The following is a 13,817-nucleotide window of genomic DNA, read 5'->3' on the forward strand; positions in this document are numbered from 1 at the left end:
TCCGCCGCAAGTCGTGTGGGCGGCATCCATTCCTAGTCTATTAGATGAGTCGAACTTTCAGGTTGGCGACGCGCCTTTTTGTGCCTGTTCAACCTGTGAATAATCGACCGAAAGTGAGCAGTGAATGCAAGCGTCTCGTGTACTTATTTCCGCCGCATTATTGCTGGCCGGTGTTTCAAATGTGATGGCCGCGTCCAGCGTGGATCTCGGTGTCGTCGGTGTGATCACACCCTCGGCCTGTACGCCAATCTTGTCCAATAACGGGGTGGTGGATTACGGAAAAATCTCCTGTGAATAATCGACCGAAAGTGAGCAGTGAATGCAAGCGTCTCGTGTACTTATTTCCGCCGCATTATTGCTGGCCGGTGTTTCAAATGTGATGGCCGCGTCCAGCGTGGATCTCGGTGTCGTCGGTGTGATCACACCCTCGGCCTGTACGCCAATCTTGTCCAATAACGGGGTGGTGGATTACGGAAAAATCTCGCTTCAGGAGTTCCCTGCGAACGAGAAAGAACTGCCAGACGCAACGCTGCAGTTGGAGGTTAGCTGTAATGGGCCGATGATGATGGCCGTTAAAATTACGGATAACCGCCCCGGTACCGCGACGTCTACGAATGGGGGAGGGGATACGTCAAGTTTTGGTTTGAACTTGGCGAGCAACGGTCAAAAGATCGGTCGGTACCAATTGAAAATGGCCAATGCTACCGCCGATGGTCAAGTCGGTAGCCTGATCGAATCCTGGGAGGGCAGTGATACGTGGTTGGAGGCCAACAATGCGGTCTGGCAGCCGGGGTTCAGGCGCACCGTCAGAGACCCGAGTAGCGCAGGGCTTACGCCCTTGACAATGACGGCCTTCAAAGTCGATGTCGTCGTGAGCACAACCCTCACGCGTAAGCAGTATCTGCCATCGGCTGAAGAAACAAAGATAGACGGCAGCGCCACCCTGGAGGTCAAGTACCTGTAACCCCGCCGGGCATCACTCATTCCCGTGGCGAATAGCCATGGCTTTCCGGCGTGGCGCGGACTATCGTTCAGCACCCCTGACCATCGTGCGAAACCTGCCCATGAGTGATGCCCACAACGCCCTGATCACCGAGTTTTACAGTGCCTTCCAGCGGCTGGATGCTGAAGCGATGGCAGCCTGTTACACCGACGATGTGCTGTTCAGCGACCCGGCGTTCGGCGAGCTGCGCGGGCGCGATGCCGGGGACATGTGGCGCATGCTGACCACCCGCGCCAAGGACTTTTCCCTGACGTTCGACCATGTGCGCAGCGATGAAGCCACCGGCAGCGCGCACTGGGTGGCGACCTACTTGTTCAGCGCCACCGGCAATACCGTGGTCAACGATATCGGTGCGCGGTTCGTGTTTCGCGACGGCAAGATCTGCGAGCACCACGACCACTTCGACCTGTGGCGCTGGTCGCGCCAGGCGTTGGGCCTCAAGGGGCTGCTGCTGGGCTGGTCGCCGGCGCTGAAAAACGCCGTACGCGCCCAGGCGCTCAAAGGCTTGAAGGCATTCCAGGCCAGTCGTTGATAAGATTGGCGCTCCTCTGGTTTGCCGAAATGACCTGTGACTGATCTTCCTGAACCCAAACCCTGGTTCGTCTACCTGGTGCGCGCCGCCAATGGCTCGCTGTATTGCGGCATCAGCAATGACCCGGTGCGCCGTTTTGCCTCGCACCAGAGCGGCAAGGGTGCGCGGTTCTTCCTGTCCAGCCCGGCCGTGGCGTTGGTATACACCGAGCAATGCGCGAGCAAGGGCGAGGCGCTGCGCCAGGAACGGCTGATCAAAAAGTTGAAGAAAAGCGCCAAGGAGTGCCTGGCGGCGAGTGGCTCATTGATTTGACTGATGGGTTCCCATCGCCCCCGCGCTGAGTGTTGCGGGCTAAGCTAGCGGCTCACTGACTTGAGCGGAGCCAAGCATGTCTGAGTTGATCCTGCACCACTACCCGCAGTCCCCCTTCGCTGAAAAAGCCCGCCTGCTGCTGGGTTTCAAAGGCTTGTCCTGGCGCTCGGTATTTATCTCGCCGGTAATGCCTAAACCGAACCTGATCGCGCTGACCGGCGGCTACCGCAAGACGCCGGTGCTGCAAGTCGGCGCCGATATCTACTGCGACACCGCCTTGATCGCCCGCCGCCTGGAGCAGGAAAAGTCCACACCGGCGCTGTTTCCTCAAGGCCTGGAGCTGGTCACCCAAAGCTTCGCCGCCTGGGCCGATTCGTTGGTGTTCTCGCATGCCGTCGCACTGGTGTTCCAACCCGAATCCCTGGCCGTCAAGTTCGCCAAGGTGCCGCCGCAGATGCTGGAAGTGCTGGTGGCTGACCGCGCCAAATTGTTCAGCGGCGGCACTGCCGCCCGCGTGCAATTGGACCTCGCCAAGCATCAATGGCCGACGATCATCAGCCGCATCGATCAGCAATTGCAGCACCAGGCGGGCGACTTCCTGTTCGGGGAGCCGTCGATTGCCGACTTTGCCCTGGCGCACCCGTTGTGGTTCCTCAAAGGCTCGTCGGTGACGGCGCCGTGGGTGGATGCCTATCCGGCCGTCGCCACCTGGCTGAACCGGGTGCTGAGCTTCGGCCATGGCACCGCCAGTGAGATGAGCGCCGAGCAAGCCCTGGAAGTGGCGCGTAACGCGACACCTGCGGCCTTGCCGGATGAACAGTTCGAAGACTTGAACGGCTTCAAGCCCGGCCAGCAAGTCAGCATTTGCGCCACCGACTACGGCACCGACCTGGTGGCCGGCGAGCTGCTGTTTGCCGGGCACGAAGAGCTGATCCTGCGGCGCACCGACGAGCGCGGCGGCGCCGTGCATGTGCACTTTCCGCGCCTGGGTTTCCGCATTCAGCGTGATAAAAATATTTGCAAACAAAGGTGAGGTAAATCCACCGCCCATCCGTGTAGTGCTTGAAACTGCGATCTATTCGCATTAACAGCGTTTTCTACACGGGTTCTCACAGCATGAAATCGACGGCGGGCGGTTGGGTAAAACAGTGGCTGGGAGCCTCGGTATTGGCGGTGTCGGGGCTGGCGTTGCTGCCCCTTGGCGTGGCGCGCGCGCAGGAGCAGCAAAGCGCCCAGTTCAACTTTGCCCTGGCGGCCAAACCGCTGCCCCAGGCCCTGAGTGATTTCAGCCGGGTCACCGGCATCAGCGTGATCTACACCGACGAAGCGCCCTACGGCCTCAGCGCCCCGGCGGTCAGCGGGCAGATGAGCGCGACCCAGGCCCTGCAACGCCTGCTCGGTCACTCAGGCTTTACCTTCCGCCAGATCGACGCCCGCACCCTGGCCCTGGAGCCCGTGCCCACCGACGGCGCGGTCAACCTCGGCGCCACCACCATCAGCGGCGCCGGCCAGACCCAGGACAGCACCAGCTACCAGCCACCGCCCACCAGCTCGGTGATGCGCTCCCATGGCCTGCTGCTGGAAACCCCGCAAACCGTCAACGTAGTGCCCGCCCAAGTGCTGCGCGACCAGACCCCGCGCAACCTGGATGACGCCCTCGCCAATATCAGCGGCATCACCCAGGCCAACACCTTGGCCAGCACCCAGGACGCGGTGATGCTGCGCGGCTTTGGCGATAACCGTAACGGCTCGATTATGAAAGACGGCATGCCGGTGGTGCAGGGCCGTGCCTTGAACGCCACCGCCGAGCGCGTCGAAGTGCTCAAAGGCCCGTCCTCACTGCTTTACGGTATTCAGGACCCAGGTGGCGTGGTCAATATCGTCAGCAAAAAGCCCGAGCTGGTGCAGTCCACTTCCCTGACCGCGCGCGGCTCGACCTTTGGTGGTGGCAAGAACGGCAGCGGCGGCAACCTTGATACCACGGGCCCGATTGGCGACAGCGGCTTGGCGTATCGCCTGATCGTTGACCATGAAGACGAAGATTACTGGCGCAATTTCGGCACCCACCGCGAAACGCTGGTGGCACCGTCCCTGGCCTGGTACGGCGACACCACCCAGGTGGTGTTCGCCTATGAACACCGCGAATTCCTCTCGCCGTTCGACCGTGGTACCGCCATCGACCCCAAGACCAACCGCCCGCTGAACATCCCCACGACCCGTCGCTTGGATGAACCCTTCAACAACATGGAGGGCCGCTCCGACCTGTACCGCCTGGAAGTCGACCACGACCTGAACGACGACTGGAAGGCGCATTTCGGCTACAGCTGGAACCGCGAGACCTACGACGCCAGCCAAGTGCGCATTGTTTCGGTGAACCCCAACGGCACCCTGACCCGCAGTATGGACGGCACCCGGGGCGCGTTGACCACCGACCGCTTCACCACGATGAGCCTGGAGGGCAAGGTGAACGTCGGTGGCATGCAGCATGATCTGGTATTCGGCCTGGACGATGAGTACCGCAAGATCTATCGCGCCGACCTGATCCGCCAGTCGCAACGCAGTGCCTTTAGCTACCTCAACCCGGTCTACGGCAAGGATGTGCAAGGCACCACCGTCAGCGCCAAGGACAGCGCTCAGACCGACCTGCTGCGCAGCGACTCACTGTTCTTCCAGGACGCCATTCACCTGACCGATCAGTGGATCCTGGTGGGCGGCGTGCGCTATCAGATGTACGACCAATACGCCGGTAAAGGTGTGCCATTCAAGGCCAACACCAACGGCAATGGCCAAGCCTGGGTGCCGCGTGCCGGCCTGGTGTACCGCTACACGGATGAGTTGTCGTTCTACGGCAGCTACACCGAGTCGTTCAAACCCAACTCCACCATTGCCGCGTTGGCCGATGGCAGCACCTTGACCGGCGACCTCACACCGGAGGAATCCAAGTCTTGGGAATTGGGGGCCAAACTCGACATTCCTGGGCGGATTACCGCCAGCGCGGCGTTGTTCAATATCGATAAACGCAACGTGTTGGTGTCGGTGGGTTCGGGGGCGAACACCATTTACAGCATTGCTGGCCAAGTGCGTTCCCGTGGCCTGGAGTTGGACGCCACCGGCCAGTTGACCGACCAATGGAGCGTGATCGGCAGCTACGCCTTCACCGATGCCGAAGACATCAAGGACAAAGACCCGACACTTGAGGGTAACCGCCTGCAAAACGTGGCCAAACACACCGGCTCTCTCTCGGCGGTCTACGACTTCGGCAATGTGTTCGGGGGTGATCAACTGCGGGTTGGCGCGGGCGCCCGTTATGTCGGCGAACGCGCTGGCGATGCCGCCAACGACTTCAACCTGCCCGGCTATACCGTTGCAGACGCGTTTGCCACCTATGACACCAAGATCGAAGGCCAGAAGGTCAAGTTCCAGCTCAATGTGAAGAACCTGTTTGATCGCACTTACTACGCCTCCGCCGCGAGCCGGGTGTTTGTGTCGCTGGGTGATGCGCGGCAGGTGTCGGTGTCCAGTACGCTTCAGTTTTAATGTGTAAAGCGGGGCTTGTTGTGGCAAGCCCGCTCGCCACGACAGCCCCCGCTCGCCACAAAGGTAAGGAGCTGGTAGCGTTGCTGAAAAATAAATGTGGGAGCGGGCTTGCCCGCGATGACGTCGGCCCAGCAAACATGGATGTTGACTGACCCACCGCTTTCGCGGGCAAGTCGAATCGTCGCACCGCCGCTCCCACAGGGGATCTGCGCTTAACTGAACGGCATTAGGGCAAGCCCGCTCGCCACACGCCCATDGCCTTCAGTTTTAATGTGTAAAGCGGGGCTTGTTGTGGCAAGCCCGCTCGCCACGACAGCCCCCGCTCGCCACAAAGGTAAGGAGCTGGTAGCGTTGCCGCCACTGAAGACTTTGCGGGAAAACGGTACTGATGCAGTTGGGCAGATGGATACACACCAGCACCCTGTTGGTGGGCTTGAGCTTTTTACTGGGCGGCTGCGCGAGTGTTTCGCCGACCTCCAACGCCCTTGATCAATTGCTGGCCGACCCGGCGCTGCAGGGCGCCACGGTGTCGCTAATGGTGCGTGACGCGCGCAGCGGCAACACGCTTTACCAACACAACCCACGCACCCGGCTGGTGCCCGCCTCCAACCTCAAACTACTGACCACCGCCGCAGCGATGGACGTATTGGGGCCGCAATACCGGTTCGCCACGCAACTGCTGAGCAACGGCATACGCCAGGGCGATCGCCTGACCGGCAACCTCTACCTGCGCGGCCTGGGCGACCCGACCATTCAGTTCGCCGACTACCAGGCCCTGGCGGCGCAACTGGCCAGCCAAGGCGTTCGCCAGGTGCAAGGCGATCTGGTATTCGACGACACCTGGTTTGACGCCGAGCGGCTGGGCGTCGATTGGTCCCATGACGATGAAACCACCTACTACGGCGCGCAGATTTCAGCGCTGACCGTGTCCCCCAATTCGGATTTTGATGCAGGCAGTGTGCTGGTCACGGCCAAGGCGCCGGTGCGCGTCGGCGTGCCTGTGAACGTCGAGATCTTCCCGCCCACCGACTACCTGCAATTGAGCAACCGCGCCGTCAGTGGGCCGGGTAACACCTATGGCATCAACCGCCGCCACGGCACCAACCTGCTGCAGCTCAGCGGCGCCGTGGCACCGGGCCGGCAGAGCCCACAACTGGTCAGCGTCTGGGAACCGACGCAACTGGTGGCCAATCTGTTTGAACAAGCCCTCAAGCAGCAGGGCATCACCGTGCTGGGCCGTCGAGTGATGGGGGCTACCAGCCCGGCCGGCGTGACCGTGCTGGCCGAGCATCAATCGGCGCCGTTGCAGGAACTGATCACGCCGCTGCTTAAACTCTCGAACAACAACATGTCCGAAGCGTTGCTCAAGGCCATGGGCCGCCAGACCGCGAATAGCGGCACAGCGACGGCGGGGGCGATGGCAGTGGCCGGGTTTCTCAAGCGCCAGGGTGTGGATACCGCGACGCTGAAGCAGGTCGACGGTTCCGGCCTGTCGCGGCAGAACCTGGTGTCGGCGCAAACCCTCACCGACCTGCTGCTGGCCGTGAGCAAACAGCCGTGGTTCAACGCCTGGTACAACGCGCTGCCGATTGCCGGCAACACCGACCGCATGACCGGCGGCAGCCTGAGTTATCGCCTGCGCGGCACGCCGGCTGAAAACAACCTGCACGCCAAGACCGGCTCCATGGGCGGCGTGTCGTCCTTGAGCGGCTACATCACCGACGCCCATGGGCGCCAGCTGGTGTTCTCGATGCTCAGCAACAACTACGTGGTCGCCGGCGCGCAGGTGAAGGCCTTGGAGAACCGCGTGGCGGTGGCCCTGTCACGCTGGGGCGATTGATTCAGGGCTGATAGCCCATGCGCCAACTCACGGCCCGGGTCGCCGCCAGCAAGCGCTGCGCCGCCGGGCCATCCTCGTCGGCATGGAACAGTGAAGTGGGGCCGACCACGGTCATCACCGCCGCCACGTGCCCGACCGCGTTGAACACCGGCGCCGACAACGCATCGACGCCGGGCATCAGCAAACCATGCACAAAGTGCAGGCCACGGCTGCGGATCTGTTCACAGGCGGTGGCATACGCCTGATCGTCCGCCAGCGCATGGGCGATACCGGCCTGAATCTCACGCTCGCGCAATTCCACGGTTTCCCGCGATGGCAGGTAAGCACTGAACACCAGCCCGGTGGACGAGCTGAGCAGCGGCAACACCGAGCCCAATTGTGTGACCACGGTGATCGCGCGCACCGCAGGCTCGATGTGCACCACGGTCGCGCCCTGGTTGCCCCACACCGCCAAAAAGCAGGTTTCATTCAGTTCATCGCGCAACTCCGCCAGGGGCAGGGCACCGACCTTCAACACATCCATGCTGCCCAGCGCGGCCAGGCCCACACGCAATGCTTCGCGGCCCAGGCCATAGTGGTTGGTGGCGGTATTCTGTTCAGCAAAGCCTGAGGCAATCAGCGCCTGCAAATAGCGGTGGACCTTGCTGGCTGGCATCTGCACATGCTCGGCCAGGCGCGACAGCGAAGTGGCCGGGGACAGTTGCGCAAGGGCCTTGAGGATGTCGGTGCCGACTTCGGCCGAGCGGACTTTCTGTTTACCGGTGTCGCGGGGCTTTTCCATGGAAGGGCGAGAATCCGAGAGATGAATGGGCGTCTTTATAGCTTGACGGTCGATAGTGATCAAATTACGTTATGCGTAACTGGATTACGATAAAAACAACTTCCGCTCAGAGGATGATCCATGCACCTCGAATACCAATCGGGCTTCGGCAATGAATTCGCCAGTGAAGCCCTGCCTGGCGCGCTGCCCGTCGGCCAGAACTCCCCGCAAAAAGCCCCTTACGGCCTGTACACCGAGCTGTTCTCCGGCACTGCCTTCACCATGGTGCGCAGCGAAGCCCGCCGCACCTGGCTGTACCGCATTCAGCCGTCGGCCAATCACCCGGCGTTCGTCAAGCTTGAGCGGCAGTTGGCCGGTGGGCCGTTGGGCGCGGTGACGCCGAATCGGTTGCGCTGGAACCCATTGGATATTCCCGCCGAGGCAACGGACTTTATCGACGGGCTCGTAGGCATGGTCGCCAACTCGGGGTCGGAAAACCCCTCAGGTATCAGCATTTACAACTACCGCGCCAACCGCTCGATGGAGCGCGTGTTCTTCAACGCCGATGGCGAACTGTTGATCGTGCCGGAGCAGGGCCGGCTGCGCATCGCCACCGAGTTGGGTGTGCTGGAAGTGGCGCCGCTGGAAATCGTGGTGCTGCCGCGTGGCCTGAAATTCCGCGTCGAACTGCTGGACGCCCAAGCGCGCGGCTACGTCGCGGAAAACCACGGCGCGCCACTGCGCCTGCCGGACCTGGGGCCGATCGGCAGCAACGGCCTGGCCAACCCGCGCGACTTCCTCACCCCGGTGGCCCACTATGAAGACCACAAAAAACCGACAACGCTGGTGCAGAAGTTCCTCGGCGAACTGTGGGCCTGCGAGCTGGACCATTCCCCGCTGAACGTGGTCGCCTGGCACGGCAATAACGTGCCGTACAAATACGACCTGCGCCGTTTCAACACCCTCGGTACGGTGAGTTTCGATCACCCGGACCCGTCGATCTTCACCGTATTGACCTCGCCCACCAGCGTGCACGGCTTGGCCAACCTCGACTTTGTGATTTTCCCGCCGCGCTGGATGGTCGCCGAAAACACCTTCCGTCCGCCGTGGTTTCACCGCAACCTGATGAACGAATACATGGGCCTGATCCTGGGCGCCTACGATGCCAAGGCCGAAGGCTTCCTGCCTGGCGGCGCGTCGCTGCACAGCTGCATGAGCGCCCACGGCCCGGACGGTGAGACGTGCACCAAGGCCATCAACGTGGAACTGGCGCCGCACAAGATCGATAACACCATGGCCTTCATGTTCGAGACCAGCCAAGTGCTGCGCCCGACTCAGTTCGCCCTGGAATGCCCGCAACTGCAACCCTCTTACGACGCGTGCTGGGCCTCGCTGCCCGCCACCTTCAACCCGAACCGGAGATAACCGATGACTCAACCCATGCCAACCCGCAGCTGGGTGACCTCCGCCAACGGTCACCGCGATTTTCCCCTGCAGAACCTGCCGCTGGGCGTGTTCAGCATCAACGGCTCGGCACCGCGCAGCGGCGTAGCGATTGGCGACGCGATCCTCGACCTGCATGCTGCCCTGGACGAGTTTGACGGTGAGGCGCGTCGCGCTGTCGAAGCCACCGTTGGCGGCCAACTGAACGCCTTTTTCGAACTCGGCCGTGGCCCGCGTGTGGCCTTGCGCGAACGCCTGCTGGAGTTGCTCGCCGAAGGCAGCAAGCTGCAAACCCGTGACGCGCAGGTGCTGCACCGCGCCGTTGATTGCCAGATGCACCTGCCGGCAAAAATCAGCGACTACACCGACTTCTACGTCGGCATCGAACATGCGCAAAACGTCGGCAAACTGTTCCGCCCCGACAACCCCTTGCTGCCCAACTACAAATACGTGCCGATTGGCTATCACGGCCGCGCCTCAACCATTCGCCCCTCGGGCACCGAGGTACGTCGCCCTAAAGGCCAGACCCTGCCGGCCGGCCAGACCGAGCCAACCTTCGGCCCCTGCGCGCGCCTGGATTACGAATTGGAACTGGGCATCTGGATCGGCCAGGGCAATGCCATGGGCGACTCGATTGCGATTGGCGACGCCGCCGAGCACATCGCCGGTTTCTGCCTGCTCAACGACTGGTCGGCGCGGGATATCCAGGCTTGGGAATACCAGCCGTTGGGGCCGTTCCTGTCGAAAAGCTTCATCACCAGCGTCTCGCCATGGGTGGTGACGGCCGAAGCGCTGGAACCGTTCCGTAAAGCGCAACCGGCGCGTCCGCAGGGCGATCCACAACCGCTGCCGTACCTGCTGGACACGCGTGACCAGGCGGCCGGCGGCTTTGATATCGAACTGGAAGTGTTGCTGAGCACCGCCGCGATGCGTGAGCAAAACCTGCCGGAACATCGCCTGACCCTGAGCAATACCCAGCACATGTACTGGACCGTGGCGCAAATGGTTGCGCACCACAGCGTCAACGGTTGCCAATTGCAGGCCGGTGACTTGTTCGGTTCGGGCACCTTGTCCGGGCCGCAGCCGGGGCAGTTCGGCAGCCTGCTGGAGATCACCGAAGGCGGTAAAAAGCCGATTGAATTGGCCTCCGGCGAGGTGCGTAAGTTCCTCGAAGACGGCGACGAAATCATCCTGCGTGCGCGTTGCAGCCGCGAAGGGTTTGCCTCCATCGGCTTCGGCGAATGCCGTGGCACCGTGGTCGCGGCACGCTAAGAGGGCAGGGCGATGGAACTCTACACGTACTACCGCTCTACCTCGTCCTACCGGGTGCGTATCGCGCTGGCGCTCAAGGGGCTGGATTTCACCGCAGTGCCAGTCAACCTGCTGGTGCCACCGGGCGGTGCCAACCACCAGCCTGAATACCTGGCGATTAACCCCCAAGGTCGGGTGCCGGCCTTGCGTACGGATGACGGCGAACTGTTGATTCAGTCGCCGGCAATCATCGAGTACCTGGAGGAGCGTTATCCACAGGCGCCGCTGCTGTCCAAAGACCTGGCGACCCGCGCCCATGAGCGTGCGGTGGCGTCGATTATCGGCTGCGATATCCATCCGCTGCACAACTCCAGCACCCAGAACCTGCTGCGCCAGTGGGGGCACGATGAGGCGCACGTGGTCGAATGGATCGGGCACTGGATCAGCCAGGGCTTGGGCGCCGTGGAGCAGTTGATCGGGGATAAGGGTTATTGCTTTGGCGAACAGCCGGGGCTGGCGGATGCGTTTCTGATTCCGCAGCTGTACGCGGCGGAGCGCTTCAAAGTGCCGCTGGCGGCGTACCCGCGCATCGGGCGGGTAGCGGCGTTGGCGGCGCAGCATCCGGCATTTGTGCAGGCGCATCCGGCTAATCAACCCGATACCCCTGCCACACCCTAAATCAATGTGGGAGCTGGCAAGCCAGCGCCAGATCTCACACCCTAAATCAATGTGGGAGCTGGCAAGCCAGCGCCCACAGTTGATCGGCGTCATCCTTATAAAAATAACAGGTACCTTGCGATGCACAATCAGATTGCCAGCTTTCGCGCGGCACTCGACGCCCGTCCGGTGTCGCGCTACCAGTGGTTGATCCTCCTGTTGCTGGCGTTGCTGCTGGTAACCGATGGCTATGATGCCCAGGTGCTGGGTTATGTGGTGCCGGCATTGGCCAAGGATTGGAGCCTGGAAAAAGCTGCGTTCGGCCCCGTGTTCAGCGCCAACCTGCTGGGCCTGACGTTGGGCTCATTGCTGGTAACGCCGCTGGCCGACCGGTTCGGCGTGCGACGTATTTTGCTCGGCTGCGTGTTGATCTACGCAAGCCTCACGGTACTGATGGTGTTCGCCAATTCCCTGACCAGCCTGATGGCCGCGCGGTTTATCTGCGGCATCGGCATGGGCGGCGCGATGCCGAGCGCCATGGCGCTGATGTCGGACTATTCGCCGCCCCGCATGCGCACCTTGATGGTGACGTTGGCAGCCTGTGGTTTCTCATTCGGCGGCGCAGCGGGCGGTTTCGTGGCGGCGGGGTTTATCGAAGGCTACGGGTGGCAGGCGGTCTTCCTGGCCGGTGGTGTGACGCCGTTGCTGCTGTTTCCTTTCCTGGTGTGGCGGCTGCCTGAGTCGCTGCCGCGCCTGCTGCGCGATGCATCGCCATATACGCGGTTGCGCACAGTCACGGCGCGCATGCTGCCCGACTGGCAACCGCCGCCGGCGAGCGAGGCCGAAAACCGCCAGGAACAAGGCAGCAAACTCACGGTGGTGGAGCTGTTCCGCAACGGCTACGCGCGCCCGACCCTGCTGATCTGGGCGACGTTTTTTGTCAGCCTGATCCTGCTGTATTTCATGATCAGCTGGTTGCCGTCGCTGCTGCTGGAAAGCGGCCTGGAATTGAAGGAAGCCAATCTGGTGACCTCAATGTTCCTGTTTGCCGGCACCTTGGGCGCCATTGGCATGGCCTGGTTTGCCGACCGCCTGAAAAGCAAAGTGCGGCTACTGTCCGGTGTGTTGGCGGCGGCTGCGGTGTGCACCGTTCTGCTCGGCTTGAACCACGATAATCCGCGCTATCTGGTGGCCTGTGTGTTCGCCGCCGGGTTCTGCATTATCGGCGGCCAGCTGACCCTCAATGCGTTCGCCAGTAATTTCTACCCGGCGCACGTGCGCGCCACCGGTACCGGCTGGGCGCTCGGAGTGGGGCGATTTGGTTCAATCCTGGGGCCGCTGTTTGGCAGCCTGTTGCTGGCAATGCATATTCCGGTGGAGCAGATTTTCTTCTTCTGCGCGATTCCGGCGGTGATCGCCGCGTTGTTGATCATTCAAGTGCGTTCGCCTGGCTCAAATGCGCCGAAGGACCCGCTGCACAGCGATATTCTCAAAGCGCCGGCCAATCACTGATTCAACGCGAATCAAATGGCTAGCAGGCAAGCCAGCTCCCACCCCATTAATGCACCACTGAGTTGGGCGGCAGGTGCCCCAGCCGCTCGGTCAGGCGCAGGCGCTGGATCGGGTCTTCGCTGAGCAACAAGGCGTGTTCCAGGTCAAAGCGCTCGGCGCTTGGGCAATCCAGGCGCTGGTACAGACTGGCCCGCGCCAGGTAGTCGGCGGCGCTGGCATTGCCCAGCTCCAACACACGTTCGGCATCGACCAGAGCGGCCAATGGGTTATCGTTGGAGAGGTGCAACTGGCGCAGGTTGCGTGACAAGCGTTGCAGGATCGAGCGTGGTTCGGCGCTGAGCAGATGGTCGGCCTGCAACTTCAGATTCGGCCCGTACTGACGGTGCAGCAACTCGCGGCAGTCATTGGGGTACAAACGCCGCCCACCGCACGGGTCCAGCAGGTGATCGGCACCGGGCACCCGCAGCAGGAAATGCCCCGGGAAGTTCACGCCCGCCATCGGGATATCCAGGCGCCGCGCCATCTCCAGCGCGATCAGCCCCATCGCCAGCGGCTGCCCGCGTTTGCGCTGCAGCACCTTGTCGAGCAGGGCGGCGGCGGGGCGCAGGGGGGTGAAGTCGTCCTGGGCGAACCCCAGGTCATTCAGGCGCCGCAGCAGCGGCTGGCCGAGTTCATCCGCCGGCAACATGGGCATGCCCACGCTGACCTGTTGCTGCAGCACGGTGAGGTCTTGCAGGATCACCTGCGGCTGCACGGCCGGGTCATGCTCGGCAGCAATCCACAGCGCCGCTTCAAACAGCGCAGGGGGGGAACGGTCCAGGCAGGCGAAAAAGGCTGTGCGGGGATTCATTGCATTCTCCGACGGATGCCCCTGTTTTAGCCTTGCGGTGAATTTTCGTCCAGTGACTTAAGCAATATCCGACCTGCTTATGTCGCTGGGGCTGTGAAATCGGGCGGCTTATTCCAGTGC

13 protein-coding genes are annotated in these 13,817 nt (G+C 62.2%); 11 read left to right on the top strand and 2 right to left on the bottom strand.

The annotated features are described in order from the left end of the window. Nucleotides 1-124 precede the first annotated feature (124 nt). The 7 genes from GJU48_RS04890 (at nucleotide 125) to dacB (ending at nucleotide 7,224) form a co-directional block, all read left to right on the top strand. Complete coding sequence (locus GJU48_RS04890) at nucleotides 125-298, top strand: DUF1120 domain-containing protein (protein ID WP_256671205.1); 174 nt, start codon at nucleotides 125-127, stop codon at nucleotides 296-298. Between the two features lie 21 nt (nucleotides 299-319). Beyond that, nucleotides 320-964 carry a DUF1120 domain-containing protein gene (locus GJU48_RS04895; protein ID WP_094951903.1) on the top strand — a complete coding sequence of 215 codons (645 nt, stop codon included), beginning with the start codon at nucleotides 320-322 and terminating at the stop codon, nucleotides 962-964. Nucleotides 965-1,064: 100 nt separating this feature from the next. Further along, nucleotides 1,065-1,535, top strand: coding sequence for a nuclear transport factor 2 family protein (locus GJU48_RS04900; protein WP_094951929.1), 471 nt, complete (start codon nucleotides 1,065-1,067; stop codon nucleotides 1,533-1,535). A 36-nt stretch (nucleotides 1,536-1,571) separates the two neighbouring features. Next, nucleotides 1,572-1,847: a GIY-YIG nuclease family protein gene (locus GJU48_RS04905; RefSeq protein ID WP_025855645.1), complete on the top strand. Its 276-nt coding sequence runs from the start codon at nucleotides 1,572-1,574 to the stop codon at nucleotides 1,845-1,847. Between the two features lie 76 nt (nucleotides 1,848-1,923). After that, entirely contained in the window at nucleotides 1,924-2,880 is a 957-nt protein-coding gene (locus GJU48_RS04910) for a glutathione S-transferase family protein (RefSeq protein WP_155295937.1), read from the top strand. 83 nt (nucleotides 2,881-2,963) lie between these two features. After that, nucleotides 2,964-5,384, top strand: a complete 2,421-nt coding sequence (locus GJU48_RS04915; protein WP_094951901.1) for a TonB-dependent siderophore receptor — start codon at nucleotides 2,964-2,966, stop codon at nucleotides 5,382-5,384. 388 nt (nucleotides 5,385-5,772) lie between these two features. Beyond that, a complete protein-coding gene (gene dacB / locus GJU48_RS04920; RefSeq protein ID WP_094951900.1) occupies nucleotides 5,773-7,224 on the top strand; it encodes a D-alanyl-D-alanine carboxypeptidase/D-alanyl-D-alanine endopeptidase in 1,452 nt (483 codons plus the stop codon). Nucleotide 7,225: 1 nt separating this feature from the next. On the opposite strand, the gene GJU48_RS04925 is transcribed toward dacB, so the two are convergent. Beyond that, complete coding sequence (locus GJU48_RS04925) at nucleotides 7,226-8,005, bottom strand: IclR family transcriptional regulator (protein ID WP_094951899.1); 780 nt, start codon at nucleotides 8,003-8,005, stop codon at nucleotides 7,226-7,228. 120 nt (nucleotides 8,006-8,125) lie between these two features. On the opposite strand from GJU48_RS04925, the gene hmgA reads away from it, so the two are divergent. From hmgA to GJU48_RS04945, 4 genes are all read left to right on the top strand, one after another. Next, nucleotides 8,126-9,409 (top strand): homogentisate 1,2-dioxygenase, encoded by a 1,284-nt coding sequence (gene hmgA / locus GJU48_RS04930; protein ID WP_094951898.1) that lies wholly within the window; start codon nucleotides 8,126-8,128, stop codon nucleotides 9,407-9,409. Nucleotides 9,410-9,412: 3 nt separating this feature from the next. Beyond that, nucleotides 9,413-10,699 carry a fumarylacetoacetase gene (fahA, locus tag GJU48_RS04935; protein ID WP_094951897.1) on the top strand — a complete coding sequence of 429 codons (1,287 nt, stop codon included), beginning with the start codon at nucleotides 9,413-9,415 and terminating at the stop codon, nucleotides 10,697-10,699. 12 nt (nucleotides 10,700-10,711) lie between these two features. Next, nucleotides 10,712-11,356 carry a maleylacetoacetate isomerase gene (maiA, locus tag GJU48_RS04940; RefSeq protein WP_094951896.1) on the top strand — a complete coding sequence of 215 codons (645 nt, stop codon included), beginning with the start codon at nucleotides 10,712-10,714 and terminating at the stop codon, nucleotides 11,354-11,356. Between the two features lie 120 nt (nucleotides 11,357-11,476). Continuing rightward, nucleotides 11,477-12,847 carry an MFS transporter gene (locus tag GJU48_RS04945; protein WP_094951895.1) on the top strand — a complete coding sequence of 457 codons (1,371 nt, stop codon included), beginning with the start codon at nucleotides 11,477-11,479 and terminating at the stop codon, nucleotides 12,845-12,847. A gap of 46 nt (nucleotides 12,848-12,893) precedes the next feature. Here GJU48_RS04945 and GJU48_RS04950 read toward each other — a convergent pair whose 3' ends face one another. Then, on the bottom strand, nucleotides 12,894-13,697 hold the full coding sequence (locus tag GJU48_RS04950; RefSeq protein WP_094951397.1) for a SirB1 family protein: 804 nt from the start codon (nucleotides 13,695-13,697) through the stop codon (nucleotides 12,894-12,896). Between the last annotated feature and the right edge of the window lie 120 nt (nucleotides 13,698-13,817).

Source organism: Pseudomonas sp. IB20 (assembly GCF_009707325.1).
GTDB lineage: Bacteria > Pseudomonadota > Gammaproteobacteria > Pseudomonadales > Pseudomonadaceae > Aquipseudomonas.

Excerpts from the sequence above, each read along its gene's own strand:
- GJU48_RS04890 (WP_256671205.1), top strand. The coding sequence starts at position 125 with ATGCAAGCGTCTCGTGTACTTATTTCCGCCGCATTATTGCTGGCCGGT.
- GJU48_RS04915 (WP_094951901.1), top strand. The coding sequence starts at position 2,964 with ATGAAATCGACGGCGGGCGGTTGGGTAAAACAGTGGCTGGGAGCCTCG.
- GJU48_RS04925 (WP_094951899.1), bottom strand. The coding sequence starts at position 8,005 with ATGGAAAAGCCCCGCGACACCGGTAAACAGAAAGTCCGCTCGGCCGAA.
- GJU48_RS04950 (WP_094951397.1), bottom strand. The coding sequence starts at position 13,697 with ATGAATCCCCGCACAGCCTTTTTCGCCTGCCTGGACCGTTCCCCCCCT.
- GJU48_RS04945 (WP_094951895.1), top strand. The coding sequence starts at position 11,477 with ATGCACAATCAGATTGCCAGCTTTCGCGCGGCACTCGACGCCCGTCCG.
- GJU48_RS04900 (WP_094951929.1), top strand. The coding sequence starts at position 1,065 with ATGAGTGATGCCCACAACGCCCTGATCACCGAGTTTTACAGTGCCTTC.
- GJU48_RS04895 (WP_094951903.1), top strand. The coding sequence starts at position 320 with ATGCAAGCGTCTCGTGTACTTATTTCCGCCGCATTATTGCTGGCCGGT.
- dacB (WP_094951900.1), top strand. The coding sequence starts at position 5,773 with ATGCAGTTGGGCAGATGGATACACACCAGCACCCTGTTGGTGGGCTTG.
- hmgA (WP_094951898.1), top strand. The coding sequence starts at position 8,126 with ATGCACCTCGAATACCAATCGGGCTTCGGCAATGAATTCGCCAGTGAA.
- fahA (WP_094951897.1), top strand. The coding sequence starts at position 9,413 with ATGACTCAACCCATGCCAACCCGCAGCTGGGTGACCTCCGCCAACGGT.
- GJU48_RS04910 (WP_155295937.1), top strand. The coding sequence starts at position 1,924 with ATGTCTGAGTTGATCCTGCACCACTACCCGCAGTCCCCCTTCGCTGAA.
- maiA (WP_094951896.1), top strand. The coding sequence starts at position 10,712 with ATGGAACTCTACACGTACTACCGCTCTACCTCGTCCTACCGGGTGCGT.